Annotated in this window: 27 protein-coding genes and 1 riboswitch; of the genes, 16 read left to right on the top strand and 11 right to left on the bottom strand. The window is 63.6% G+C overall.

Annotated features, from left to right (window positions below; translation table 11 throughout):
• Window positions 1-73: 73 nt before the first annotated feature.
• Entirely contained in the window at window positions 74-355 is a 282-nt protein-coding gene (locus V1293_RS30490; protein ID WP_334514761.1) for an accessory factor UbiK family protein, read from the bottom strand.
• 199 nt (window positions 356-554) lie between these two features.
• On the opposite strand from V1293_RS30490, the gene V1293_RS30485 reads away from it, so the two are divergent.
• The 6 genes from V1293_RS30485 to V1293_RS30460 all read left to right on the top strand — a co-directional run bounded on the left by V1293_RS30485 (window position 555) and on the right by V1293_RS30460 (window position 6,028).
• A complete protein-coding gene (locus tag V1293_RS30485; RefSeq protein ID WP_334514758.1) occupies window positions 555-1,289 on the top strand; it encodes a dienelactone hydrolase family protein in 735 nt (244 codons plus the stop codon).
• A 12-nt stretch (window positions 1,290-1,301) separates the two neighbouring features.
• Window positions 1,302-2,147 carry a prolipoprotein diacylglyceryl transferase gene (gene lgt / locus V1293_RS30480; RefSeq protein WP_334514757.1) on the top strand — a complete coding sequence of 282 codons (846 nt, stop codon included), beginning with the start codon at window positions 1,302-1,304 and terminating at the stop codon, window positions 2,145-2,147.
• Between the two features lie 8 nt (window positions 2,148-2,155).
• A complete protein-coding gene (locus tag V1293_RS30475) occupies window positions 2,156-3,283 on the top strand; it encodes a class I SAM-dependent methyltransferase (protein ID WP_442894304.1) in 1,128 nt (375 codons plus the stop codon).
• Window positions 3,280-4,047 (top strand): peptidoglycan editing factor PgeF, encoded by a 768-nt coding sequence (pgeF, locus tag V1293_RS30470; RefSeq protein WP_334514755.1) that lies wholly within the window; start codon window positions 3,280-3,282, stop codon window positions 4,045-4,047. The genes V1293_RS30475 and pgeF overlap by 4 nt, the downstream gene beginning before the upstream one ends.
• Window positions 4,048-4,285: 238 nt before the next feature.
• Entirely contained in the window at window positions 4,286-4,903 is a 618-nt protein-coding gene (locus V1293_RS30465) for a hypothetical protein (protein ID WP_334514753.1), read from the top strand.
• A 171-nt stretch (window positions 4,904-5,074) separates the two neighbouring features.
• Window positions 5,075-6,028 (top strand): ribose-phosphate pyrophosphokinase, encoded by a 954-nt coding sequence (locus V1293_RS30460; protein ID WP_334516983.1) that lies wholly within the window; start codon window positions 5,075-5,077, stop codon window positions 6,026-6,028.
• 108 nt (window positions 6,029-6,136) lie between these two features.
• Here V1293_RS30460 and V1293_RS30455 read toward each other — a convergent pair whose 3' ends face one another.
• Entirely contained in the window at window positions 6,137-6,946 is an 810-nt protein-coding gene (locus V1293_RS30455; RefSeq protein WP_334514751.1) for an SDR family NAD(P)-dependent oxidoreductase, read from the bottom strand.
• Window positions 6,947-7,079: 133 nt separating this feature from the next.
• Window positions 7,080-7,664 carry a 6,7-dimethyl-8-ribityllumazine synthase gene (locus V1293_RS30450; RefSeq protein WP_334514749.1) on the bottom strand — a complete coding sequence of 195 codons (585 nt, stop codon included), beginning with the start codon at window positions 7,662-7,664 and terminating at the stop codon, window positions 7,080-7,082.
• Between the two features lie 78 nt (window positions 7,665-7,742).
• A riboswitch (FMN riboswitch) is annotated at window positions 7,743-7,895 on the bottom strand.
• Window positions 7,896-8,081: 186 nt separating this feature from the next.
• Between V1293_RS30450 and V1293_RS30445 the strand changes: the two genes are divergently transcribed.
• On the top strand, window positions 8,082-9,062 hold the full coding sequence (locus V1293_RS30445) for a Bug family tripartite tricarboxylate transporter substrate binding protein (protein ID WP_334514746.1): 981 nt from the start codon (window positions 8,082-8,084) through the stop codon (window positions 9,060-9,062).
• A 33-nt stretch (window positions 9,063-9,095) separates the two neighbouring features.
• Here V1293_RS30445 and V1293_RS30440 read toward each other — a convergent pair whose 3' ends face one another.
• A complete protein-coding gene (locus V1293_RS30440; protein WP_334514744.1) occupies window positions 9,096-9,788 on the bottom strand; it encodes a class I SAM-dependent methyltransferase in 693 nt (230 codons plus the stop codon).
• Window positions 9,789-10,051: 263 nt separating this feature from the next.
• On the opposite strand from V1293_RS30440, the gene V1293_RS30435 reads away from it, so the two are divergent.
• Both V1293_RS30435 and V1293_RS30430 read left to right on the top strand, forming a co-directional pair.
• Window positions 10,052-11,095 carry a glycosyltransferase family 2 protein gene (locus V1293_RS30435; RefSeq protein WP_442894384.1) on the top strand — a complete coding sequence of 348 codons (1,044 nt, stop codon included), beginning with the start codon at window positions 10,052-10,054 and terminating at the stop codon, window positions 11,093-11,095.
• Window positions 11,095-11,694, top strand: coding sequence for a class I SAM-dependent methyltransferase (locus V1293_RS30430; protein ID WP_334514740.1), 600 nt, complete (start codon window positions 11,095-11,097; stop codon window positions 11,692-11,694). The genes V1293_RS30435 and V1293_RS30430 overlap by 1 nt, the downstream gene beginning before the upstream one ends.
• Window positions 11,695-11,709: 15 nt before the next feature.
• Here the strand turns inward: V1293_RS30430 and V1293_RS30425 are convergent, their stop codons facing one another.
• On the bottom strand, window positions 11,710-13,230 hold the full coding sequence (locus V1293_RS30425; RefSeq protein ID WP_334514738.1) for a hypothetical protein: 1,521 nt from the start codon (window positions 13,228-13,230) through the stop codon (window positions 11,710-11,712).
• Between the two features lie 178 nt (window positions 13,231-13,408).
• Between V1293_RS30425 and V1293_RS30420 the strand changes: the two genes are divergently transcribed.
• The 3 genes from V1293_RS30420 (at window position 13,409) to proC (ending at window position 17,026) form a co-directional block, all read left to right on the top strand.
• Window positions 13,409-15,031 carry a glycosyltransferase family 87 protein gene (locus V1293_RS30420; RefSeq protein WP_334514737.1) on the top strand — a complete coding sequence of 541 codons (1,623 nt, stop codon included), beginning with the start codon at window positions 13,409-13,411 and terminating at the stop codon, window positions 15,029-15,031.
• Window positions 15,032-15,524: 493 nt separating this feature from the next.
• On the top strand, window positions 15,525-16,025 hold the full coding sequence (locus V1293_RS30415; RefSeq protein ID WP_334514736.1) for a YbjN domain-containing protein: 501 nt from the start codon (window positions 15,525-15,527) through the stop codon (window positions 16,023-16,025).
• Window positions 16,026-16,204: 179 nt separating this feature from the next.
• Window positions 16,205-17,026 (top strand): pyrroline-5-carboxylate reductase, encoded by an 822-nt coding sequence (proC, locus tag V1293_RS30410; protein WP_334514734.1) that lies wholly within the window; start codon window positions 16,205-16,207, stop codon window positions 17,024-17,026.
• Window positions 17,027-17,180: 154 nt separating this feature from the next.
• Here the strand turns inward: proC and V1293_RS30405 are convergent, their stop codons facing one another.
• From V1293_RS30405 to hisS, 3 genes are all read right to left on the bottom strand, one after another.
• On the bottom strand, window positions 17,181-17,576 hold the full coding sequence (locus tag V1293_RS30405) for a thioesterase family protein (RefSeq protein WP_334514732.1): 396 nt from the start codon (window positions 17,574-17,576) through the stop codon (window positions 17,181-17,183).
• Window positions 17,577-17,727: 151 nt separating this feature from the next.
• Window positions 17,728-17,931, bottom strand: coding sequence for a tautomerase family protein (locus V1293_RS30400; RefSeq protein ID WP_025590867.1), 204 nt, complete (start codon window positions 17,929-17,931; stop codon window positions 17,728-17,730).
• Between the two features lie 125 nt (window positions 17,932-18,056).
• Entirely contained in the window at window positions 18,057-19,529 is a 1,473-nt protein-coding gene (gene hisS / locus V1293_RS30395) for a histidine--tRNA ligase (RefSeq protein WP_334514731.1), read from the bottom strand.
• Between the two features lie 233 nt (window positions 19,530-19,762).
• On the opposite strand from hisS, the gene V1293_RS30390 reads away from it, so the two are divergent.
• Window positions 19,763-19,981, top strand: a complete 219-nt coding sequence (locus V1293_RS30390; RefSeq protein ID WP_334514729.1) for a hypothetical protein — start codon at window positions 19,763-19,765, stop codon at window positions 19,979-19,981.
• Window positions 19,982-20,006: 25 nt separating this feature from the next.
• On the opposite strand, the gene V1293_RS30385 is transcribed toward V1293_RS30390, so the two are convergent.
• The 3 genes from V1293_RS30385 to V1293_RS30375 form a co-directional block, all read right to left on the bottom strand.
• Window positions 20,007-20,195 carry a hypothetical protein gene (locus V1293_RS30385; protein WP_334514726.1) on the bottom strand — a complete coding sequence of 63 codons (189 nt, stop codon included), beginning with the start codon at window positions 20,193-20,195 and terminating at the stop codon, window positions 20,007-20,009.
• A 299-nt stretch (window positions 20,196-20,494) separates the two neighbouring features.
• Window positions 20,495-21,385 (bottom strand): branched-chain amino acid aminotransferase, encoded by an 891-nt coding sequence (locus V1293_RS30380; RefSeq protein WP_442894303.1) that lies wholly within the window; start codon window positions 21,383-21,385, stop codon window positions 20,495-20,497.
• A 129-nt stretch (window positions 21,386-21,514) separates the two neighbouring features.
• Window positions 21,515-22,591 carry a branched-chain amino acid aminotransferase gene (locus V1293_RS30375; RefSeq protein WP_334514724.1) on the bottom strand — a complete coding sequence of 359 codons (1,077 nt, stop codon included), beginning with the start codon at window positions 22,589-22,591 and terminating at the stop codon, window positions 21,515-21,517.
• 286 nt (window positions 22,592-22,877) lie between these two features.
• Between V1293_RS30375 and V1293_RS30370 the strand changes: the two genes are divergently transcribed.
• From V1293_RS30370 to V1293_RS30360, 3 genes are read left to right on the top strand one after another with little or no spacing between them, the layout of a single operon-like run.
• The gene (locus V1293_RS30370; RefSeq protein WP_334514722.1) at window positions 22,878-23,432 is read left to right on the top strand and encodes a MarR family winged helix-turn-helix transcriptional regulator; all 555 of its coding nucleotides are present in this window, start codon (window positions 22,878-22,880) and stop codon (window positions 23,430-23,432) included.
• A gap of 2 nt (window positions 23,433-23,434) precedes the next feature.
• The gene (locus V1293_RS30365) at window positions 23,435-24,169 is read left to right on the top strand and encodes a response regulator transcription factor (RefSeq protein WP_334514721.1); all 735 of its coding nucleotides are present in this window, start codon (window positions 23,435-23,437) and stop codon (window positions 24,167-24,169) included.
• An 8-nt stretch (window positions 24,170-24,177) separates the two neighbouring features.
• Window positions 24,178-25,566, top strand: coding sequence for an ATP-binding protein (locus tag V1293_RS30360; RefSeq protein ID WP_334514719.1), 1,389 nt, complete (start codon window positions 24,178-24,180; stop codon window positions 25,564-25,566).
• Window positions 25,567-25,590 lie beyond the last annotated feature (24 nt).

The raw sequence follows: 25,590 nt of genomic DNA, 5'->3' as shown, positions 1-25,590 counted from the left end.
CGCGTCGACCCAAGAGCGAGCTGCGCTCGTCTCGACCCCTCCAGGGGAGGGCAAATCCCCTACCCGTCCGTCTTCAGACCGCGCCGACATCCGGCGCGGCCGGCGAAATGCCGAGCTTGGCTTCCAGCGCAGCAATCCGGCCCTTCAGCGCCTCGTTCTCCTCGCGCGCCAGGCGGGCCATGTCCTTGACCGCGTCGAACTCCTCGCGCTTGACGAGGTCGAGGTCGCGCAGGATGCGTTCGGCCTGGTTGCGCATGACCGTATCGACCTCGCGCTTGACGCCTTGGGCAGCGCCGGCGGCGTCGTTCATCAAACGGCCGATCTCGTCGAAAAACCGATTGCTGGTCTGGGTCATCTTAAAGCGCTCCGGTCGCTGCAAATTGATCGTCACCGACATCACAATGGCGATCCCAAAGGCAAGGTTCAAGGGCAAGGTTCAAGTGCGCCGTTCAAGGCCAACGTGATGCCCCTTTGCCTTGTCATGCCCCGGTTTCCTTGCAATCGTATCAAGCGCTTCACCAGCAACCAGAATCACAACGCAAAAAGAAACGCCCATGATCGACCAGCAGATCGATATTGCGACCAAGGACGGCAAGACCACGACCTTCATCACCCATCCCGAGCGCGGCGGACCGTATCCGGTTGTCATCTTCTACATGGACGCGCCGGCGATCCGCGAGGAACTGCGCGACATGGCGCGGCGGCTCGGCACGTCAGGTTACTACGTGATGCTGCCGAATATGTATTACCGCTCCGGCGTCATGGAGCTGGGGCCGATCCCGCCGGATCCGGAAGCGCCCGAGCGCAAGCGAATGTTCGGCTTCATGAACTCCATCAACATCCCGATGGTAATGGAGGACACCAAGGCGCTGCTCGCCTATGCCGAGACGCAAGAAGCGGCGAACACGAAAATGGTCGGCACCGTCGGCTACTGCATGAGCGGCCGCTACGCGGTCAATGCGGCGACGCATTTTCCGGATCGTGTGAAGGCGGCGGCTTCGATCTACGGCACCCACCTCGCGACCGACCAGCCCGACAGCCCGCATCTGGCCGCGTCGAAGACCAAGGCCGAACTCTACTTCGCCTGCGCCGAGACCGACATCTATGCGCCGCAGGAGATCATCGACAAGGTCGCGGCCGGCATGAAGGGATCGAACAACGAGGTCGAGATCTACCCCGGCACCCATCACGGTTTTGCCTTCCCGAAGCGTCCGGTCTACCACCGCGACGCCGCCGAGCGGCACTGGGAGCGGCTGCTGGCGCTCTATCGCCGTAACCTCGTGCCGTAGGCATCGCACCGGATGCAATTTCTCACCATCACCTTTCCGGCAATCGATCCCGTCGCCATCTCGATCGGACCGCTCGCGATCCGATGGTATGCGCTGGCCTATATTTGCGGCATCGTGCTTGGATGGATATATGCGCGCGCGCTGATCAGGAGCGAGAAATTGTGGGGCGGGCCGGCGCCGATCGCGCCGGTGCAACTCGACGACTTCATCCTCTGGGTCACCCTCGGCATCATCCTCGGCGGCCGTACCGGCTACGTGCTGTTCTACAACCTTCCCTTCTTCGTCCAGCATCCGGCCGCCATTCTCAAATTATGGGAAGGCGGCATGTCCTTTCACGGCGGCTTCCTCGGCTGCGTCGCCGCGGTGATGCTGTTTGCGCTCAAGAACAATATCTCCATCCTGTCGCTTGGCGACATCACGACCGCGGTCGCTCCGATCGGAATATTGCTCGGGCGGCTCGCCAACTTCATCAAGGGCGAATTGTGGGGGCGTGAGGCGGATGCCAGCGTGCCCTGGAGAATGGTCTTTCCCGATGACCCGTTTCAACTTTTCCGCCACCCAAGCCAGCTCTACGAAGCGGCGCTCGAGGGCGTCCTGCTGTTTGCGATCCTGGCGGTCATGGTGCGGATGGGCGCGCTGAAGCGGCCGGGCCTGATCCTCGGCAGTTTTATCGCGATCTACGCACTGGCGCGCATTACCAGCGAATTTTTCCGCGAACCGGACCCGCAGCTCGGATTTTTGTGGGGCGGATTGACCATGGGTATGCTGTTGTCGGTACCAATGATCATTGCCGGCGCCATCCTGATCATGATGGCATGGCGCCGCAAGGCGCCGGAGCATATACAGAGGTCGATTTAAGGCAGGCCGTGACCGAATTCTCACCGTTGCAGGCGGAGATCCACAAGCTCATCAGATCGTCAGGACCGATGCCGGTCTGGCGATACATGGAGCTGTGCCTGGTGCATCCCGAGCACGGCTATTACGTGTCGCGCGATCCATTGGGCCGCGAGGGCGATTTCACCACCGCGCCCGAGGTCAGCCAGATGTTCGGCGAGCTGCTCGGTCTGTGGACGGCTTCGGTGTGGAAGGCGATCGGGTCGCCGCCGATGCTGCGGCTGGTCGAACTCGGCCCCGGCCGCGGCACCATGATGGCGGATGCGCTCCGCGCGGTCCGGGTGCTGCCGCCACTCTATCAATCGCTCCACATCCATCTCGTCGAGGTCAATCCGGTGCTCCGCGAGAGACAGCGGGCGACGCTATCAGGCGCGCGCAACATCAGCTGGCATGACAGCATCGACGACGTGCCGGAGGGCCCCGCGGTCATTCTCGCCAACGAATATTTCGACGTGCTGCCGATCCACCAGGTGGTCAAGCGCGAGACCGGCTGGCACGAGCGTGTGGTCGACCTCGATCCCGATGGCAAGCTGGTATTCGCAGCCGCAGCCGATCCGATGCCGCGCTTCGAGGTGTTGCTGCCGCCGCTGGTGCGGGCGGCCCCTATCGGCGCCGTGTTCGAATGGCGGCCGGACAATGAGATGATGAAGATCGCGGCGCGGGTGCGCGATCAGGACGGCGCGGCGCTGATCATCGATTATGGCCATCTGCGCAGCGATGCCGGCGATACCTTCCAGGCGATCGCCCGCCACAGCTTTGCCGACCCCCTGAAGAATCCGGGCCAGGCCGACGTCACCGCCCATGTCGATTTCCAGGCGCTGGCGCGCGCGGCGGAAGACGTCGGCGCGCGGGTTCATGGTCCGGTGACGCAAGGCGAATTCCTCAAGCGGCTCGGCATCGAGACACGCGCCGTCACGCTAATGGGAAAAACCACGCCGGAGGTTTCCGCCGATATTTCCGCTGCGCTGAAGCGCCTGACCGACAGCGGCCGCGGCGGCATGGGATCGATGTTCAAGGTGCTTGCGGTCACCGAACCCAACCTCACCTCGGTCGCGGGCCTCAGCGACGAACCGCCGGCGCCTGGAGATGAAACAGCATGACGTTCGGATCGTCGCTGCTCGCAGCCATTCCCGGGCTGCACCACGCGTTCTTCACCCGCGAGGGCGGGATATCCAGCGGAATTTACCAAAGCCTCAATGGCGGACTCGGCTCCAATGACGACCCGGCCAGTGTCGCGGAAAATCGCCGCCGGATGGCCGAGCAAATGGGCGTTGCGCCCGAGCGCCTGCTCAGCGCGCACCAGATCCATTCGCCCGACGTCGTGGTGGCGACCGGACCATGGCAGGGCGACAAGCCGCGCGCCGACGCGCTCGTCACACGCACGGAAGGCATCGCGATCGGCGTCACCGCCGCGGATTGCGGCCCGATCCTGTTTGCCGATGCAGCCGCGCGCGTGATCGGCGCGGCGCACGCCGGCTGGAAGGGCGCGCTGACCGGCGTGCTGGAATCCACTATCGAGGCGATGGAGAAACTCGGCGCCGACCGCTCCGGCATCGTCGCCGCCATCGGCCCGCTGATCCGCCAGCACTCCTATGAAGTCGGCAGTGAATTCGTCGAACGTTTTCTGGATGCCGACGCGGAGAATGCCGTATTCTTCATTCCCTCGGTTCGATCAGGCCATGCCATGTTCGATCTCGCCGGCTTCATCCGCATGCGGTTGGAGAATGCCGGCGTGCTGATGATCGACGACATCGGCGTCGACACCTATTCCGACGAGCGCTTCTACAGCTACCGACGCTCGGTGCACCGGAAGGAGCCGGATTACGGCCGCCACGTCCACGCGATCGCATTGGACGCAGAGTAATTCCCTACTTCACCTGCAACACGACCTTGCCGTGCGCGGCCGGCATCGGCAACGCGCAAATGGTCGGCGATCGCGCCATAGCCGCCGAGAACAAAGGCTCGCATGGATCATGCCTGCCGGGTTGAAGAATTCTGGCAACAAGAAGGTGAGTCGGGATGGGCCGGACGCAATCTTTTTGGCGAGCCGGTGCACCTGCTGCCCTAGACCTTAACACATTTTAACGATATCGCAGGGAGCAATGAGGGATGCCCCGATAGCTTCGTGCCTGAAAGCCCCGCGCGCCATGTTCGCCGCGGTGCTATTTGCTGTCGCCTCGGCGCTCGGCGGCTGCGCCGGCGGCGGCGCCAACAGCGGCTCGTACGCGATGGCTTCAGCGGGCAGCGGTTCGACCGTGGCGTTCGAATCGATCGACGGCCCGCCGCCGCAGGTGTTCGACCGGATGGTCAGCGTGCTCGACAGCGAATCGAAGCTGCGCAACCTGTCGATCGTCTCCCGCGAGGGCGGGGCTTCCTACCGCGTGCGCAGCTATCTCTCGGCGCAGGTGGTGCGCGGCAAGACCGTGATCGCCTGGGTCTGGGACGTCTACGACAACAACCAGCAGCGCGCGCTGCGGCTTTCCGGCGAAGAAGCGGCCGGCAAGGCCGGACGCGACGCCTGGGCGGCGGCCGACGACCTCGTATTGCGGAAGATTGCGCAGGCCGGCCTCAGCGGCCTCTCGGGCATGATCAACGGAACTCCGGATGCCGCGCCGGTCCCGGGCACGGCGAGAGGCGGTCCGGCAGTTGCGAGTGCAGCAGACACGGCACCCGCCCAGGATGCGGCCGGCGTCGTGGCGCTGGGCTACAGCGCCCAATAAAGCAGCCCCGAAATAGTCCGGTAACGGCCCATTTTTCGCCGGGAAAACCGGGGTGATGGGTTGCCAGCCAAGCCAACTGCCTGATATCTCCTCGCCCATCAAAAGCGCCGGTTCCGAGGATTTCTCGATATGCTGAACGTCGTATCCAGCAAGGCGCGAGGAGAAGCGTCGATGGCGGCCAAGAACGGCTCGATCAAGCTGGTCGCCGGCAATTCCAATCCGGCGCTGGCCCTGGAAATCGCCAATTGGCTGAACCTGCCGCTGGCCAAGGCCAGCGTCCGCCGCTTTGCCGACAACGAGATTTTCGTCGAAATCCTCGAGAACGTGCGCGGCTCGGATGCCTTCATCATCCAGTCGACGTCGTTTCCGGCCAACGACCATCTGATGGAACTGCTGATCATCACCGATGCGCTGCGCCGTTCGTCCGCCCGCCGCATCACCGCTGTGATCCCCTACTTCGGCTACGCCCGGCAGGACCGCAAGGTCGGCTCGCGCGCGCCGATTTCCGCCAAGCTGGTGGCGAACCTGATCACCCACGCCGGCGTCGACCGCGTCATGACGCTCGATCTTCACGCCGCTCAGATCCAGGGCTTCTTCGACATCCCGACCGACAATCTCTACGCCTCGCCGGTGATGGTGCGCGACATCAAGGAGCGCTTCGACCTCGCCAATGTCATGGTGGTATCGCCCGACGTCGGCGGCGTGGTCCGCGCGCGCGGCCTCGCCAAGCGCCTCAACACCCCGCTTGCCATCATCGACAAGCGCCGCGAGCGCGCCGGTGAGTCCGAAGTGATGAACGTGATCGGCGACTGCGCCGGTTACACCTGCATCCTGGTCGACGACATCGTCGATTCCGGCGGCACGCTGGTGAACGCCGCCGACGCACTGCTCGCCAATGGCGCCAAGGATGTCTACGCCTATATTAGCCACGGTGTGCTGTCGGGCGGGGCGGCCGCCCGCATCGCAGGCTCCAAGCTGAAAGAGCTCGTCATCACCGACTCGATCTTGCCGACGGACGCGGTCAGCAAGGCCGGCAATATCCGCACGCTGTCGATCGCGCCGCTGATCGCGGAAGCGATCAGCCGCACTGCGTCGGAAGAATCGGTGTCGAGCCTGTTCGACTGAGGCAGGTTCGAAGTTCGTAGGGTGGGCAAAGCGCAAGCGTGCCCACCATTCACGATGACGCGTCGGGATAGATGGTGGGCACGCTGCGCTTTGCCTACCTACAGCTTCTCACTCAAATCCAGGCCGCGGCACCAAATTCATCAGCATATTGGCGTAGCCGCCATCGACCATGATCTCGTCGCCATTGACATAGGCCGCGCGATCGCTCGCCAGGAACAGGATCGCGTCCGCCATGTCCTGCGGCATGCCGACCCGCCGCATCGGCACCACGGCGGAACGTCGCTCGGTCACTCCAGGCGTATCGTAAAACGACTGGCTCATCGGCGTGATCACCATTCCGGGACTGACGACATTGCTGCGGATGCCATGCGGCCCCCATTCGTTGGCAAGCTGCCGCGACAACATGATCACACCGGCTTTGCTGACACTGTAGGCGCCGCTCTGCCCCTGCGCATTGCTGCCGGCAATGGACGCCACGTGAACCAGGCTGCCGCGGCCCAGCGTACGCATCTGCCGGCCGAACACCTGCGCGCAAACGAAATAGCCGGTCAGGTTGACGGAGAGAACCGCGTTCCATTCGGCAAGGGACAGGCTGTCGAGCGCACCGGGACGTAGCACGGCCGCGGTGTTGACCAGCACGTCGCATGGCGCCAGCGATTTTTCGATCGTCGCGGACACCGCGGTGACGCTCTCGACGCTCGAAGTATCGCAGCGGGCAATGACATGGCCTGCGCCGACCTTGCCGAGCTCGGCGCGCGTCACCTCGAGGCCGCGCTCATCGAGATCGATCACGGCGACACGGGCGCCGGCCTTGGCGAAACTGAGAGCCGTGGCGCGGCCGATCCCGCCACCGCCGCCGGTCACCACGCAGACACGGCCTGACAGGCCGAGCCAATCGGAAGGGTCTTGTCCAGCCATGGCTTCTTGCTCCGGTGCTGCGAACGACAGCGGCAGCGTAGCCGAGAGCCATGGTACGACCGAGCGAAATTCTTCCGTGCGTACGAAGCAATCCTGCATGGCCGGATTGCTTCGCTCGCAATGACGGGATCGGTTACCCCCCGATCCCTGCCGCCACCTGTCCGCGCAGTCTTTCCAAACTATGCAGCGTGTTGGCGCAGGCTTCCGCGACCTCGATGCCCTTGATGACGAAATGCTTGCGGAAGAAGTCGTGATGCACGGCGCTTTCGTGGAATTGCTGCGGCGTCAGCACCGCGGAGAATACCGGCACCTCGGTCTTGAGCTGCACGTCCATCAACGCCTTGATCACGGTGTCGGCGACGAATTCGTGGCGGTAGATGCCGCCATCGACCACGAGGCCGGCGGCCACGATCGCGGTGTAGCGCCGCGTCTTGGCCAGCAGTTGCGCATGCAAGGGTATCTCGAACGAACCCGGCACTTCGAACAGATCGACCTGCGCGCGCGTGATATGGCGCGCCTCGATCTCCTCGAGGAACGCGATGCGGCATTCCTCGACTACGTCGCGGTGCCACGACGACTGCACGAAGGCTATGCGCTGCGGCTTGACGAAACGCGGGTGCATCGGCGCCGGCGGACGCTCGGGCACGTCAGGGACGTGGCTCATTTCGACAGTTTGGGGTGGGGATTGGACTTCAGGCTCTTGCAACATCTGATTCATGGCTTTCCTCTTTCAGGACCAGAATCAGGGCATACGGAACGACGTCAGCCCACGCGCAAACGCGCGAAGGCCGCCGCAAACCGTTCTCTTTCATCCGGACTATAACCGTCGGCTTCGGAATCGCACCGAATCTGCTGACCCTTCTTCTCGGGAGAGAAGAAGGCGCTCGCGGGCTTGGGCTACGTCACCCTTACCGCCGGTGGGGATTTTCACCCCGCCCTGAGAACATCGGCCGCCCGGAATGGACGACCTGTCGCGAAATATGACGAAAGGCCGACGCGTCAGCAAGCACCTTTGACATGGGGAATCGGCATGTCCCCATGCCGCCGGAACAGAGCGCACCGGCCTGATCGGCGGACGGCCCTACGCTGGCCGCGGCAATTGGGATAGTTTGCTGCCAACAGGGGGACGCTCAACATGAAACTTCTTCTACGACGGAATTTCCTCAAACTCGCCGGCGCACTCATTGCTGCACCCGCCTTGCCGCGGCTGGCCGCCGCGCTCGATTATCCGACGCGGCCGACGAAAATCGTCGCGGGCTTCGCCGCCGGCGGCGGCGTCGACATCACCGCGCGCCTGATCGGCCAGTGGCTGGCCGATCATCTCGGGCAGCCTTTCGTGGTCGAGAACCGCACCGGCGCCGGCGGCAATATCGGCACCGAGGCGGTCGTGAACGCCGCGCCCGACGGATATACGCTGCTGCTGGCGACCGTCCCGAACGCGGTCAACGCCTCGCTCTACGAGAAACTCAGCTTCAATTTCGTCCGCGACATCGCGCCTGTCGCCGGCGTGATCCGCGTGCCGATGGTGGTGCTGGTCCACCCCTCGGTGCCGGCGCAGACGCTTCCCGAATTCATCGCTTACGCCAAAGCCAATCCCGGCAAGGTCAACATGGCCTCGGCCGGCAGCGGCAGCGCGCCGCATATGGCGGGCGAACTGTTCAAGATGATAACCGGCGTCGACATGGTGCACGTCCCCTATCGCGGCCAGGGCCCGGCACTATCGGATCTGCTCGGCGGCCAGGTGCAGATTCTGTTCGCCGCCGCGCCGGGAACTGCCGATCACATCAAGACCGGCAAGCTGCGCGCGCTCGCGGTGACGACAGCCGCGCGCATGGCGGAGCTGCCGGAGATTCCGACGGTGGGCGATTCCGTACCGGGTTATGAAGCCAGCCAATGGTACGGTTTCGCCGCGCCGAAAAACACGCCGGCCGAGATCGTCGAAAAGCTCAACAGGGAAATCAATGCGGCGATTGCCGACGGCGGCATGAAAGCAAGGCTTGCCGCCATCGGCGGCGACCCGATGCCGGGCTCACCGGCCGATTTCGGCAGGCTGATCGCCGACGAAACCGAGAAGTGGGGCAAGGTGGTGCGCGCGGGTGGCCTCAAGCCGGAGTGAGGCCTTCCGCTGTTTTCTGCTACGTCTTGCCGGCTACGCCTTGCGCGCGAAGGCCATGTATTGCGCGCCGAGCGGAAGCCAGCCGAGGCTGGCTTCGAACGGGCGCAGCCGGGCCAGAGCGCGCGGAAAAAACAGATTGTATTGAATGCGGGGCGACGCCCATCCCGCGGCGCTCAATCGCTTCGCCAGACTGCGCGCAAAAATCAGCCTGGCGTTCTCGTCGAACGGACAGGTATTCACGGCATGAACCGTGAGCGGGTTCAGCGGATTGTGCTCGAAGATCGCGATCAGGCCGCCCGGTCGCGTGATCCGGTGCAGCTCCTTCAGCCACGTCACATGCTCCTCGTGGGGGATGTGATGGAACACGCAGGCCGAGAATGCGACATCGAACGCGCCGGATTCGCAGGGGATGCGGCTGTCCTCGATGAGAACGTAGTTGCCGCCGGGGTAGCGCTGTTTGCCCAGCGTGAGGCTGCGTTCCGACACGTCTGACGATGTCAGCGCTGCATCCGGAAAGTATTTTCGGAAGAACGGAATGGAATTGCCGATGCCCGAGCCGAAGTCGCAGATCCGCGACACACCGATTTGCTCGCGTTCGACGATCTGCCGGAGCTGCCTGATCTTGTATTCGGCGAAATATTCCGGGCCCTCGCCGGTGACCGCAACGTTCTCGCGATGCTGGTCGTAATAGGCGTCGGCGAAGCGATCGAACTCGGCCTTGTCCATGTCAGAGATCCAGGTTCCGTAAATGACGCCGGCCCGCCGAGAGGGCAGTATTGCTTCGTGACACAACGTTTAGATAGCACCTAAACATTTGATTAAGTTAGCCGGGGTCGGCCTCGACGAATCGTATCCCGGCCGGTCTAAAAATTGATGAACAATTAACCGGGCTTCATCGATTATCGCAGGCAGCGAGTCGAACCAATTTCATTGCCGGACAGGCTGCCAAACCCATGGAAATTCAGGACGGGACGCCGCGCCCCGGCAAGATGTTTCTGTCCATCGTTGTACCCTGTTACAACGAAGAGGAGGGCTTGCGCGAATTCCACCATCAGATGACGGCCGCCGCGCGCGCGCTGTGCGGCCAGCGGTTCGAGCTGATCCTGGTCGATGACGGCTCGACTGACAACACCTGGAAGCTGATCAACGAACTCTCGGCGGAAGACCGCAACGTCGTAGCCGTCCGGCTCGCCCGCAACCACGGGCATCAACTGGCGCTAACGGCGGGACTTTCCACCGTGCGCGGCGACCTCGTGCTTGTCATCGATGCCGACCTGCAGGACCCGCCGGAACTGCTGACGCCGATGTACGAGATGATGGCGCGCGAAAGCGCCGACGTCGTCTACGGTCTGCGACGCAGCCGCGCCGGCGAAACCCGCTTCAAGAAGAAATCGGCCGAGGCTTTCTATCGCCTGCTCGCCCGGATCACGCGGGTCCATATCCCGGTGGATACCGGCGATTTCCGGCTGATGAGCCGGCGCATTTCCGACCAGCTCGTGCAGATGCCGGAGCATGACCGCTTCATTCGCGGGATGGTGGCATGGCTTGGCTACAAGCAGGTCGCCTATGAATACGACCGCAATCCGCGTTATGCCGGCACCACCAAATATCCGCTGGCGAAGATGATCGGCTTTGCGGCGGACGCGCTGATCAGCTTCTCGATGGTGCCGCTGCGGATCGCGACCTATGTCGGCGCGCTCCTGACTACCGTCCTCACCTTTGTCGGCATCGGCGCCGTCATCAGCTGGATCCTTTCCGGCACCGTGCCCGGATGGACCAGTCTGACGCTTTTGGTCGTGATGATCTCCTCGGTCCAGCTCCTCGTTCTCGGGCTGATCGGAGAGTATGTCGGCCGGATCTATATCCAGTCGAAGAACCGCCCGCTGTTCGTGATCTCGCACATCCACCGGCGCGGACGGCTGCCGCACCGCGCGGCCGACGGTGAGGGCGAAATGGAAAAGACGGCGTTCACAACCCTGCTGGCCCAATCGGGACCGAAGGCAAGCATCCACGCCTACGACGAGGCCTCCTGATGAAAGCGCTCCTGAGCCATCCCGCGCTCTACCAAGCCTACCAGAACGCCGGCGGATTCTTCGGCGCCCGCGTCAAGGCGATCGCCGACTACCTGACGCTGCGGCCGGGAATGCGGGTGATCGATATCGGATGCGGGCCCGGCCATATCCTGCGCCATCTGCCTGATGATATCGAATATACCGGCTTCGACATCGACGAGGCCTATATCGCCTATGCGCGGCGCGCGTTCGGCCATCTCGGCACGTTTCACTGCCGTCATTTCGATGCGGCGGCCGCCCGCGAATTCGCCAGCGCCGACGTCGTCATGATGAACGGCGTGCTGCATCATATCGCCGATGACGGCCTGCAGGCCACGCTCGCCGACATCCGCGATGTCCTCAGGAGTGACGGCGTGCTGTTCACGCTCGACGGCTGCTACCGCGAGGGCCAGTCGCGCATCGCCAAATGGCTGCTCGACAACGACCGTGGCGAATTCGTCCGCGACCGGGATGGCTACGATCAGGTGCTTCGGCGCGCGTTCGGAAAAGTGAACCTCGCCATTCGCGACGACTATTCGCGCGTGCCTTACACGTTCATCATCGGCGTCTCGCAGAAATAGCTGCCGCCAAGCCGGCTATTCGTTCCGGCGCAGGATGTCGATCCCGTCGACCGAACGCACGAGCGTGTAGGGCTTGAGGAGCTGCGACACTTCAGCGTCGGCGCGCGCCCAGGCGCCCCAATCATTGCGCAGATTGTCGACCAGGACGAGGTCAGGCGGCAGCCTTTTGAAATCCTCGATCAGCCATTTGCGCTCCAGCGCCAGATAATCGTTCAGCTTGGCGTCGGTGGCCGCATCGACAAAGGTCCTTTCGCGCGTCAGCCGCACGAACTCGCGGATCCAGAGATTCTCCTGGCGGGAAACCCAGACGCCGTTGATATCCCGCACCAGCGGGTGACCAATGGCGGCCTCGCCGCTTAGTACCAGTATCCGCGCATGCGGCATGAGACCTTCGACCGCTTGCCTGACCGGGCCGACATAGACGGTGACGTTGAACCAGAGCATGCCGACAACAAAGGTCACGGCCAGCATGAACGCCGAAGCAATTTCAAGACGGCGCGAGCGCGGTGCGGTGTTCGCCGCCCCCGTCAGCGCATAGCCCATCGCAAGCAAGGCTACCGCGACCATCGGATAGGAGTGATAGGCCCAGCCGCGCCGCTGCAGGAAGAACGAGACGGCAAATCCGATCGATGCGAGAGCGGTCACCAGCAACAGAGAGTCAGGCGTGCGCTTCTGCCGCGCCAGCAGCACCGACACCATCGCGATCGCGAAAGCCAGCGTGGCGTCGTTGAGGAAGATAACCGAGGCCGGCATCGACCACGACAGATAGGTGTCGCGGACCAACGGGTAGGTGACCGTGAAATACTCGGGATAGAAGATGTACGTGCTGACACTGACCGTTATCACCAACGCCGCCGCGATGATGTTCTCCGGCGCAAACAGCACGCGCCATGAGCGCGAACGGATCGCGGCGAACAGGATGCACAAGGCCGCCGGCACCGTGAAGAACGGCTTGAAGGCCAGCGTGATGCCAGCGCCTGCGCCTGCAATCAGGATTGCCCATGGCGGCAATGGTTCGCGGTCGCTGCGCAGCGCGTAGACGGCGAGCGCGGGAAGAAAGGTGAGCATGGCGATATGTTCGCGCTGAGCGAAGACGTGCATCGGCAGGATCGTCACGACGGCCGCAGCCCAGACGGCAAGCGCTCCCGATTTCAACGGGGCCGTCGCCGGCGACAGACGCAGGATGCGCGACACCGCGAACAGGGAGGCTGCGGCCAGCAGCAGAAGCTGGGCATCGATCACATGCCGCGGATCGACGCCGAGAACGCGCGCCAGCGCGACACCCGGCAAATAGGCAAAGGCCGCCATCGGCGGATTGATCTCGATGATATCGCGATAGAGCCGTTGCCCATCCAGCATGCGTTCGCAGACGACGATCAGCCAGCTCACATCGGTGTTCAGGGGAACGACCTGCCTGAGCCCGATGGCGATGGCGAAGACGACGCCGATCAGAAGCAACGGCATCGGCGCCAGCCCTTCCTGCGCCGCCGACCCTGACGGCGAGCGGAGGGGGGCGGCTGAGAATTCCGAGGTCATGGGCCCATCCTGCTGGGAAGCTGTGCGACGCTAGCGAGTGAGCGTTAACGCGCGATTTGCGGACGGTCTGGGGCGTGTCGATGCATGGCGAAACATTCATGAATCCTTAAAGCCGGCGTCCTAGAGGTGTCTATCGTGCCCAACTCCGGACCGCCCGGGCGATGCACAGGGAACAAGCGTGACACACGCCGCTGATGTTGCCGGCACGGATGCAGGAAGGCCCGCGCGCCGGGCCTGGCAAACACCGATTGTTCGAACCAGCGTCCTGGTGCCGACGGCCATCGCGCTCGGCTCGCTCCTGGCCGGCGCGATCTACACCTGGTTTGCCGGCGAGGACGTCAACTGGGACTGGCAGAACTACCACGAGTATAATGTCTGGGCCCTCGTCACCGGCCGCTACGGCATCGATGCCTTGCCCGCCGGCTTCCAGACTTATTTCAATCCGATCGTCTATTTCCCGGTCTATTATCTGCGCCATCTGCTGCCGCTGCCCTACGGCCTGATGATCCTCGGCGCGGTGCACGGCCTCAATCTGCTGCTGATCTATTTCCTTGTTCGCGTGCTCTTGAAGGAAGCGGCGACAGCGAGCGCGATCGGGGCGTCGATCCTGATTGCCGCGGTCGGGCCGATGACGCTTTCGGAAGTGGGCACGAGCTTCTCCGACATCCTCACCGCGCTGCCGATCCTTGCAGGCTGCATCCTGATCCTGTCGGCGGAAGGACGTCACGGACGTTACATTCTCGCCGGGGTACTGATCGGCGCCGCCGTCGGGCTGAAGTTGACCAATGTCGTCTATGCGCTCGGCGCCGCCGCCGCCGTGCTCGTCGCCAGCAGGCCGCTGATGGCAACGTTCTGCCTCGGAGTGGGCGGCGCGGCCGGTGCGCTGGCGACAGGTGGCGCGTGGGGACTGATGCTCTGGCGCGAGATGGGCAATCCGATCTTCCCGCTCTTCAACGCCGTGTTCCAGTCCCCGGAATTGGTCCCGACGAACATCATGGACTGGCAATTCCTGCCGCGCGGCATGCTGGACGCCCTGGCGTATCCCTTCTACTGGCTAGTCGGCGACAACAGGAGCTCGGAATATCCGTTCCGCGACGCCCGGTTTGCGGTCGCAACCGTGTTGATCGTGCTCGGCATCGGCAGAAGCCTCATCACACGCACCGATATCTTCACGCGCCGCGATACTCAGTTCCTGCTGTTCTTCGCCGTCTCCTACGCGACATGGCTCGCGGTGTTTTCGATCCAGCGCTACGCGATCGTGCTGGAACTGTTGTGTGCGCCCCTGATCGTCCTGCTGATCCATCGCAGCATCGCCGCCACGCCCGGATCTGCCGCGATCGGCACCTCTCCGGTGCGGGCGAATGCGGCGATGCTTGCCGTAGCCCTGGCGGCTGCACTGTGGTCGCAACCGGGAGACTGGTTCCGCCGCCCCTGGTCCAATCCGTATAATCCGAGTATCTCGAAATCCCTCGAGCAGCCCGCTGTCTATCTTCTTCTCGACAAGCCGCTGGCCTATGTCGCCCCGCTTCTGCCGCCGCAGTCGCGGTTCTATCAGATCGCCGACATTGCCTTGCCCATCATGCCCGATGGCGAGTTCGACCGCCGCATTCGCACCGCCTTGAAAAATCCGCTGCCGGGCGGCGCATGGGAATTGCACAGGCGCGGCAAGCCGATCCGCGAGCCATTGCTGGAGCGATATGGCATGCGCCTCGATGCTTCCCGCTCCTGCGTCGAAATCGAAGGCGCGTGGCTGGGGACAGCCGTCGAGGCGTGTCCGCTGGTTGCGCGCGAGAAACTGTAGAGCGGAGCGGTTTGGCGGATGCCTCAGGCCGCCTGTTGATCTGCTAGCGGCTCGAAGTCGAAGAGCCTTTTGAGAGGCACGCGACCTATCCCGCCCGGCGCACATTTTCGCGCAAGGAACCAACTCCGCCTTTGGCAAATGCTGGCGTGCCGGCGCCGGGATGCGAGGTCATCCCGGGAAAATTAGGAAAAAATTAACCATTGTGGCAGACTGGCCCGATTTCTGCGGCCGCCGGACTCCGCGGCGCTCGAATCCGATTCCGGTTTGTTCTCAAATTAATAACTGTGGCCGCGATCTGCTGTGAACAACGCCGCTTTGGCCTGTGGACGGACTCAGGGGTCAGTTGCGCGGATTCCGCAAATCACATCACTTGAGCCTCGGCAGCCCCGGGAGGATCAGCGATCGGGAGAATTGCAGCCGACGGCGACGCAGTTCAACGCGCGCCGTGGTCCACGTGCGTATCACAAGAATTCAAAAACAAGGTCGAGACGGCATGTCCCTCCTCGAAGGCATTATCGATTCCCGGAACAACCCGCTCGCGGCGGTCGAGGACATTGCCGCCGAGAACAACTGGGCGTTCGAGCGCTCCGGCGAAGACGAAGTCACCATCGTCTCCAAGGGCAACTGGACCGACTATCAGCTCTCCTTCACCTGGATGGCGGAGATCGAGGCCCTGCATTTGGCCTCCGCCTTCGACATGAAGATTCCGCCTGCGCGCCGCGCCGAAGTGCAGCGGCTGATCGCGGCGGTCAACGAGCAATTATGGGTCGGCCATTTCGACATCTGGACCCATACCGGCATGATCATGTACCGGCAGGCGCTGGTGCTGCCGGGCGGGCTGACCGCCTCGACCGCGCAATGCGAGGCCATGCTGGCCGGCGCCATCCATGCCTGCGAGCGCTATTACCCGGCGTTCCAGTTCGTGGTCTGGGCCGGGAAGACCGCCCCGGAGGCGATGAGCGCGGCGATGTTCGATACCGAGGGCGAGGCGTAGTTAGTTCGCTGCGGCGCTTCCGCGCACGCGATGTCGTCCCTGCGAACGCAGGGACCCATACTCCGTGACGACAATTGTGCAGGACGGCGCTTGTTGCGGATATCTCGATCCACTAGAACCGCCTGTGGTTATGGGTCCCCGCGTTCGCGGGGACGACGTCTGCACTTGTGGTGACGCCTATGAGTACCGACAACGCACTTCAAAATCTCCGCGGCACCATTGCACTCGCCGGCGCCGGCAAGATGGGCGGCGCGATGCTGACCGGATGGCTGGCCGGCGGCCTCGACGCCAACCGCGTGGTGGTGGTCGAGCCCTTCCCGGCCGACGACATCAAGGCGCTCGCCGCCAAGGGCGTCCGTCTCAATCCAAAGGATGCCGGCACGGCCGATACGCTGGTGGTCGCGGTGAAGCCGCAGATGTTCCGCGAAGCGGGTCCGGCGCTGAAGCAGTTCGTCGGACCGAGCACGCTGGTCGTCTCGATCATGGCGGGCACGCCCATAGCTGTGCTGGAAGCGGTCTGCGGCGGCATGGTGGTTCGCGCCATGCCGAACACGCCGGCCGCGATCGGCCGCGGCATCACGGTTGCGGTCGCGGCGAAGAATGTCAGCGCCGCGCAGCGCGCCACCGCCGACGCGCTGCTGCGCGCCACCGGCTCGGTCGAATGGGTCGACGACGAAAGCCTGATGGATGCGGTGACCGCGGTGTCCGGCTCCGGCCCCGCCTATGTGTTCCTGCTCGCCGAAGAACTGGCGCGCGCCGGCGTCGAGGCCGGCCTGCCGGCGGAACTTGCCACAAAACTCGCGCGCGAAACCGTCGCAGGCTCCGGCGAACTGCTGCATCGCTCGGACCTTCCGTCCGCGACGCTGCGCCAGAACGTCACCTCGCCGGGCGGCACCACGGCGGCCGCGCTGGAAGTGCTGATGGGCCAGGACGGAATGCAGCCGCTGATGATCCGCGCGATCGCCGCAGCAACGAAGCGATCGAAGGAACTGGCGAAGTAAGTTTCGTTGAAGAGCCGTAGGGTGGGCAAAGCCACCGGGCCGCGCGAACGCGCGCCCGATGACAGGCTCCGCGTGCCACCATTGCGAGCACAGTGCTGCATGGTGGGCCCGGCGCAAGCGCGCCTTTGCCCACCCTACGGCTCCGGGCAAGCCGCTACTTCCCCGCCAGCCGCTTGCTAAACATCTCGACATTGACAAGGCCGCGGGCGTGGCGGCCGTCGCCGATCTTGCGCTGGCCCTCGAAGGCTTCGACCTCGAAGCGGATCACGCGGCGCTCCACCGCTATGACTTTTCCCGTGACACGCACGGTCGCGCCGACCAGCGACGCGCCGAGATGGCGGATATCGACTTCGGTGCCGACCGTGATCCAGCCGGGCTGAAGATGGTCCCTGATGGCGTCGCTGGATGCCATCTCCATTTCCAGGATCATCATCGGCGTCGCATAGACCATCGGCATGCCGGGCACGAAATGCCCGACCGTGCGCTCGGCTGGCACGACCAGCGTCCGCTCCGCACTCATGCCGATTTTGATGAAGTCGCGTGCGTCCATGGATGTTTCCGCAAAACCGCTGTCGTCCCGGCCTTGAGCCGGGACCCATAACCACAAATCGCCATTGTTGCAGCACGCTGGAGCTCCAGCTTTGTCCAACAACTAACGCCGGTGGTTATGGGTCCCTGCGTTCGCAGGGACGACGGGATAGCTACTTCTTCGCCGCCGCCGCGCGCTCCACAAACGTCTTGCCGCCCTTCATCTTGTGGGCCAGCGGCGCTTCGTTGATCTGGATCACCACCGCATCGGCATCGACGCCGAGGTTCTTGACCAGCGCCTGGGTGATGTCGCGCATCATGCCGGCCTTCTGTTCGTCGGTACGGCCGGCGGCCATGCTCACGGTAATCTCAGGCATTGTTGTCTCCTCGTTATCGTTTCTTGTCGTCATGGCCGGGCTTGTCCCGGCCATCCACGAACTCGGCTATCAAACAAGACGTGGATGCCCGGGACAAGCCCGGGCATGACGGCTTGGGCGAATAGCTATCCCCACCTCACATCATGGCGAGCCAGCACCTCGCGCACGGCATCGACGAGCTTGTCTTGGTCGACCTCGTATTGAGCCTCGGCCTGTTTCTTCAAATATTCTTCGCGATCCTTGATCTCGGTAAGCCCCGCACCAAGGATCAGATCCTTGATCTGGATCTTGCCATTCGCCCTTTCGTCCGACCCCTGAACGATCGCGCATGGCGCGTTTCGCCTGTCGGCATATTTCATTTGCTGGCCAATGCTGTGTTTTGGATTTCCAAGATACAGCTCGGCGCGGATATTCGCATTGCGAAGAGCAGCGACCATCTTTTGATAGTCAGCGATTTCTCCTCCGAACACCGTGACTACTACGGGGCCAAATGCCGGCTTGGTGTCGACCTTTCCAAGCATCGTCAGCGCGGCCTGCAGCCGCGACACGCCGATCGAAAATCCCGTCGCCGGCACCGGCTCGCCACGAAAGCGCGAGACGAGGCCGTCGTAACGCCCGCCGCCGCCGACCGAGCCGAAGCGCACGGGACGGCCTTTTTCGTCCTTGGTTTCGAGCGTGAGTTCGACCTCGTAAACGGGACCGGTATAATATTCGAGACCGCGCACGACAGATGGATCGATCACAATTTGATCCGGCCCGTAGCCCGATGCCGTAACAAGCTTTCCGATCGCGTCGAGTTCGTCGCGGCCTTCCTGCCCAATCTTGCTGTCGCGCAGCCGCGCGTCGATCTGTGCGCCCTGTTCGATCGCGCCGACGATCAATGCGATGTCATCGGGCTTCAGGCCCGCACCCTTTGTAAAATCGCCCGACTCGTCCTTGCGGCCGTCACCCAGCAATTGCTGGACGCCGAAAATCCCGAGACGATCGAGTTTGTCGATTGCACGCATCACCGTCAGCCATTGCCCATCATCCGCGATGCCGAGCGCATCGCGCACCCCATCCAGCACCTTGCGGTTATTCACCTTCACCAGATAGCTGCCGCGGGGAATACCGAGCGCTTCCATCGTATCGGCCGCCATCATGCACATCTCGGCGTCCGCCGCGGGCGAGGCCGAGCCCACCGTGTCGGCGTCGAACTGCATGAACTGGCGGAAGCGGCCGGGACCTGGCTTCTCGTTGCGGTAGACATAGCCGGCGCGGTAGCTGCGATACGGCTTCGGCAGGTGATCGAAATTTTCCGCGACATAGCGCGCCAGCGGCGCCGTCAGGTCGTAGCGCAGCGAGATCCACTGCTCGTCGTCGTCCTGGAACGAGAACACGCCCTCGTTCGGCCGGTCCTGGTCGGGCAGGAATTTTCCGAGCGCGTCGGTGAACTCCATCGCCGGGGTTTCCACCGGCTCGAAGCCGTAGCGCTCGTAGACGTCGCGGATTTTCTCGACCATCTGGCGCGTGGCGGCAATCGCCGCCGGGCCGCGATCTTCCAGCCCGCGCGGCAGGCGGGCCTTCAGTTTTTGGGGTTTTTTGGGTTTTTCAGCCATGAGCGGCGTTGGTACCAGCCAAGACGCGGCCGGGCAACCGTGTCGCACGGCCAACAGCAGACCTCGTCATGGCCGGGCATAGCCGTCCGAAGGACACTTTCCTTGCCGCCAAGACGTGGATGCCCGGGACAAGCCCGGCCATAGCGAGACCCAAAAGGGACACGCCGCCGCCGCCAATCCAGGAACCACACCTTGCGCGCCGAATTATTTGCACGTCTCCAAAGGAGAGAGCTATGAAGAAGCTTATCACCGTCACCGCTCTTACGCTGTTGTGTGGCTCGGCCTTTGCCCAGAACACCGGCCCCGCTCCGCAGACCGGCATGGAGAAGCCCGGAACGACGAGCGGCGCCAAGCCAGATGGTTCGATGGACACCACCGGCATGAGCGCCACCAAGGGCAATATCAAAAGGGACAAGGACAACGCGCCGGCCCCGAAGGACGAAAAGAAGTAAGCCGTTCGCTAACGCGGCGAGCGCATCAAGCTATACGTCGATGAGAACTTGGATGCATTAAGGCGTCAAGCTTCACAGGTTCGCCGGTATCTTGCCAGAACAGTTTTTGACAGAGGCTGCCCGCCATTATGATGCGGTGGTAGCCGCCGACCAGTGTACCGTCTTTCGTTGCCTTGGCGATGATCTCGCCGTCTTCGTTCACGATGTTTCTCATGCGCCCTCCGTGTTCCTCTTGTCCGCCCGTTTCCCGAGCGCTCCAAGATCGTGGCCATGATGGCTTCGCCTTTCGCCTGAAAACCAGCTCGCTCCGATCAGGTTGTGCAGCGCGGCGTCGCGGATGCTGCTGCCGGCTGGGAATGCTTCGTTCGGCATCACCAACGCGGCTCCGACCAGCCGAGTTCCTCTATCACGTTCAACAACCTTCGTGAGGCGCCACCCCAAGAGCGAGCTTCGCTCGTCTCGATCCCACAACCGGAGAGGGAAGAGAGATCCATCCAGGGAAGAAGCCGGGCCTTAGGCAGCCACGGCCTTACCCTTGGGCCGCACTTCGGCGGTGTAGTCGGCCATCAACTGCGCGGAGATCTTGCCGGGCGTGAACTTCCAGTTCGCAATCTCGGACACCGGCGTCACCTCCGCCGCGGTGCCGGTGATGAAGCACTCGGTGAAATCAGAAAGTTCCTCCGGCATGATGCGGCGTTCGATCACCTCGATGCCGCGGCGCTTCGCGAGGTCGATCGCGGTGGCGCGGGTGATGCCGGCGAGGAAGCAGTCGGCGATCGGCGTGTGGATCTTGCCGTCCTTGATGAAGAAGATGTTGGCGCCGGTGCATTCGGCCACCCGCCCCTGCCAATCCAGCATCATCGCATCGGCATAGCCTTGGCGCTCCGCCTTATGCTTGGAGATGGTGCAAATCATGTAAAGACCGGACGCCTCGGCCATCGCCGGAATCGTCGCCGGGTCGGGCCGGCGGTATTCGGCCATGCCGATCCGGATGCCCATCAGCTTTTCGGCCGGATTGAAATAGCTCGGCCAGTCCCAGGCGGCGATGGCGAGATGGATGGTGTTGGCCGGCGCCGAGACCCCCATCATCTCCGAGCCGCGCCAGGCGATCGGGCGGAGATAGGCGTCGGGCAGGCTGTTACTGTCGATCACGAGCTGTTTTGCGGCGTCGATCTCGGCGACCGACCAGGGAATCTCGAAGTCGAGGATGTTGGCCGAGTTCTTCAGCCGCTCGGAATGCTCGGTGCTCTTGAAGGCCCTGCCGCCATAGGCGCGCTCACCCTCGAACACGCAGCTCGCGTAATGCAGGCCGTGAGTGAGAATGTGCACGTTGGCGTCGGCCCACGGCACCAGCTTCCCGTCGTACCAGATGACGCCATCGATCTTGTCGAACGAAACTCCCATGATTTCTCTCCCGGATTGACACTGCTTCAATTGGCCGCACATCAGCCCTCGCGCGGCTCAACGAGACGCGCGCACCCCCGGCGCTCAAGTGATCTGTCTACGGAAGCGGCGGGATAACTCCGCCGCCGGTCACAGGACCTTTCTGATCCAGTCGTGCGGGTCTTCAGCGCGACCGTACTGGATGTCGACCAGCTTCTTGCGCAGCCCCATGGCAACCGGGCCGGCTACGCCACCAGAGATCAGAAACTCGCCACTCGCCGAACGCACCTTGCCGATCGGCGAGATGACGGCGGCCGTGCCGCAGGCAAAGGCCTCTTTCAGCTTTCCGCTGGCGGCGTCCGTGCGCCACTGGTCGATGGTGTAGGCCTCCTCGCGCACGCGCGTGCCGGAATCCCTGGCCAGCGCAATGATCGAATCGCGGGTGATGCCCGGCAGGATGGTGCCGAGCGGCGGCGTCGAGAGCGAACCGTCGTCGAACACGAAGAAGACGTTCATGCCGCCGAGCTCCTCGATGTAGCGGCGCTCGACCGCATCGAGGAAAACCACCTGATCGCAGCCGCGCTCGATGGCCTCGGCCTGCGCGCGCAGGCTCGCGGCATAATTGCCGCCGCACTTGACGGCGCCGGTGCCGCCGACCGCGGCGCGCGTGTAGTTCTCCGACACCCAGATCGACACTGGCGCAGGCCCGCCCTTGAAATAGGAGCCGACCGGCGAGGCGATGACGGCGAAGATGTACTCCGCTGACGGCTTCACCCCGAGGAAGACCTCGCTCGCGATCATGAAGGGCCGCAAATAGAGACTGCCCTCGCCGCCCGGGATCCAGGCGCTGTCGATGCGCACGAGCTGCTCGACCGCCTCGATGAACACAGCCTCGGGCAGCGGCGCCATCGCCATGCGCTCCGCCGAATTCCTGAAGCGCGTTGCGTTGGCGTCGGGGCGGAACAGGTTCACGCCATTGTCGCGCTTGTAAGCCTTGAGGCCTTCGAAAATCTCCTGCGCGTAGTGCAGGACGGCCGCGGCCGGATCGAGCGAGAAATTCGCGCGGGCTTCGACGCGCGCGTCATGCCAGCCCTTGGCCTGGTTGTAGCGGACGATCGCCATGTGATCGGTGAAAATCCGGCCGAAGCCGGGGTCCACGAGCTTTGCCGTGCGCTCCTTCTCAGGAGTCGGATTCGCTGCCGGCTGGATTTCGAATTTCAAGCTCATTCCCTTGCTTCCCGCCCTTGCTGTCGGAATCGGCGCAATTTCTGGCGCCGGCCGGCCTCTCCGGGCCTGCTGGCTTAATAGGTCTGGACTGAGGACATGCTTTTGCGGAATGCCGAAGTCCAGTATGTTTGCCGAAATGCCGCTCGACAATCGCACGGTAGTTCATTTGCGGCCGTTGCCGCCATCGCTGGCTTTTCCGGCTGCCTGACACGTCACCAAGTTCGAAACGACTTAAAGTTTCGTCGTGGCTGGCAGTTTTGTAACATTGAACCCAAGATATGTCAACATGACTGACATAAATTTCTCAAAGGGCCCGGCCAACCCCGATTCGCAAGGCGCCGCCGGCACTTCGCCTGCCCCGCGGGCGGGCGAGTTGCGCTGGGACATCATCGAATTGTTGTTCTTCGCCTACCGCGACTTCGTGGGCGATGCCGACCATGAGCTCGAGGCTTTCGGGTTCGGCCGCGCCCATCACCGGGTGATGCATTTCGTCTACCGCTATCCCGGCCTCAAGGTCGCCGACCTGCTGGACGTGTTGCGGATCACCAAGCAGTCGCTTGGCCGGGTGCTCAAGCAGTTGCTCGACGAGGGCTACATCATCCAGAAGACTGGCAATAACGACCGCCGGCAGCGCCTTCTTTACGCCACCCCCAAGGGCGAAGCCTTGGTGGGAAAGCTCGCAGGGCTGCAGACCGATCGCATCACAAGCGCGCTCCGGGACATCAATCCCGAAGGCGTCGCTGTTATCAGCCAGTTCCTGCGCGCGATGATCGATCGCGACGACCCCGACAAGGTGTTAGAGGCGATCTTCGGGACCGGCAGCAAGAAGCCAAGGGAGTGACCGTGGCGCAAGGAGCAAGCATCGCGACAGCCACCGCGCGCGCAACGCAGCAACTGGCCGACGACGCCCCGCATCTGCTGCTGGTCGACGACGACCGCCGTATCCGCGACCTGTTGTCGCGGTTTCTGTCCGGCGAAGGTTATCGCGTCACCACCGCGTCGAGCGCGGGCGACGCGCGCGCAAAACTGCTCGGCCTGCATTTCGATCTCCTGATCCTCGACATCATGATGCCCGGCGAAACCGGCTTCGATCTGGCCCGCTTCATTCGCGCCTCCTCCTCGGTGCCGATCATCATGCTGACGGCGCGCCATGAGGCGGAGGCGCGGATCGAGGGCCTGCAGATCGGCGCCGACGACTATGTCGCAAAACCATTCGAGCCGCGCGAACTGGTCTTGCGGATCGGCAATATCCTCAAGCGCAGCGCGCCGCCGCCGGTGGAGGCGCTGGAGCAGATCGCGTTCGGCCCTTACGTGTTTCATCTCGAACGCGGCGAACTGCGCCAGGGCGAGGAGATCATTCACCTGACCGACCGCGAGCGCGAAATGCTGCGCATTCTGGCGGTCGCTCCCGGCGAAACCGTGCCGCGCGCGGCGCTGACCGGCGGCGGCACGGTGAACGAGCGCGCGGTCGACGTGCAGATCAACCGCCTGCGGCGCAAGATCGAGCGCGATCCCGCCAATCCGCTGTTCCTGCAGGCGGTGCGCGGCATCGGCTATCGCCTGGTCGCGTCGCCCTGAGCCAACCCATGAGTACGCTCGACACCGGCCTGACATTCATCCGCAATGCATCGCAACGCGTCTCCCGGGCCAATGGCTGGATGGGCAACGCGTTCAAGAGCTGGATGCCGACCGGGCTCTACGCCCGCGCGCTGCTGATCATGATCGTACCGATGGTGATGCTGCAGACGGTGGTGGCGTTCGTGTTCATGGAGCGGCACTGGAACACGGTAACGAGGCATTTGTCGGCCGCCGTGGTGCAGGATATCGCGGGCCTGATCGACATCTACAAGACTTACCCACAGGACAAAGACCGCGCGCAGCTCAAGCGCATCGCGCAGGAACGGCTGGGACTGGTGGTCGATTTCCTTCCCCGGGGCGACATGCCTTCACCGGGGCCAAAGCCGTTCTTCTCGCTGCTCGACCAGTCCCTCTCGGGGCAGATCAGCCGCCAGATCAGCCGTCCGTTCTGGGTCGACACCGTCGGCAATTCCAATCTGGTCGAGATCCGCATCCAGCTCGACGATTCCGTGATGCGGGTGTTCGCGCAGCGCAGCAGGGCCTACGCCTCCAATTCGGAGATCTTCATCTTCTGGATGCTCGGCACGTCCTCGATCCTGCTGATCGTCGCGGTATTGTTCCTGCGCAACCAGATCAGGCCAATCCTGCGGCTGGCGGACGCCGCCGAAAGTTTCGGCAAGGGCCGCGAGGAGCCGAATTTCCGCCCGCGCGGCGCGCGTGAGGTGCGGCGCGCGGCGCAGGCATTTTTGGAAATGAAGGCGCGCGTCGAGCGCTCGATCGAGCAGCGCACCGCGATGCTGGCCGGCGTCAGCCACGACCTGCGCACCATCCTGACCCGCTTCAAGCTCGAGCTTGCGCTGATCGGCGACAGTCCCGAGGTCGACGGCATGCGCAAGGACGTCGACGAAATGGCCGGCATGCTGGAGGCCTATCTCTCCTTTGCGCGCGGCGATAGCGGCGAGATCGCGCAGCCGACCGATATGGCGATGGCGCTGGAAGACCTGCGCAGCGACGCCGAGCGCCACGGCCATACCGCGACGGTGACGTTCCACGGCCTGCCGGTCGTGACGGTGAAGCCGGCATCGTTCAAGCGCTGCGTCGCCAACCTCGTCTCCAACGCCGCGCGCCACGCCAGCACGGTTTCGATCACCGGCCACCGCGATCACCGCTATCTGACGGTGACGGTCGACGACGACGGCCCGGGCATTCCCGCCAATATGCGCGAGGAAGTGTTCAAGCCATTCCTGCGGCTCGATGATGCCCGCAACCAGGACGAGGGCGGCACGGGCCTGGGGCTGGCCATCGCCCGCGACATCGCCCGCTCGCATGGCGGCGACATCACGCTTGGCGACAGCCCGATGGGCGGATTGAGGGCGGTGGTAAGGGTGCCGGTATAGAGCGAGAGATTCTGCAGCCTCGTT

Origin of the sequence: Bradyrhizobium sp. AZCC 1693 (assembly GCF_036924745.1) — a bacterium.
Lineage (GTDB): Bacteria > Pseudomonadota > Alphaproteobacteria > Rhizobiales > Xanthobacteraceae > Bradyrhizobium.
This window is presented reverse-complemented; position numbering and strand designations above follow the sequence as displayed.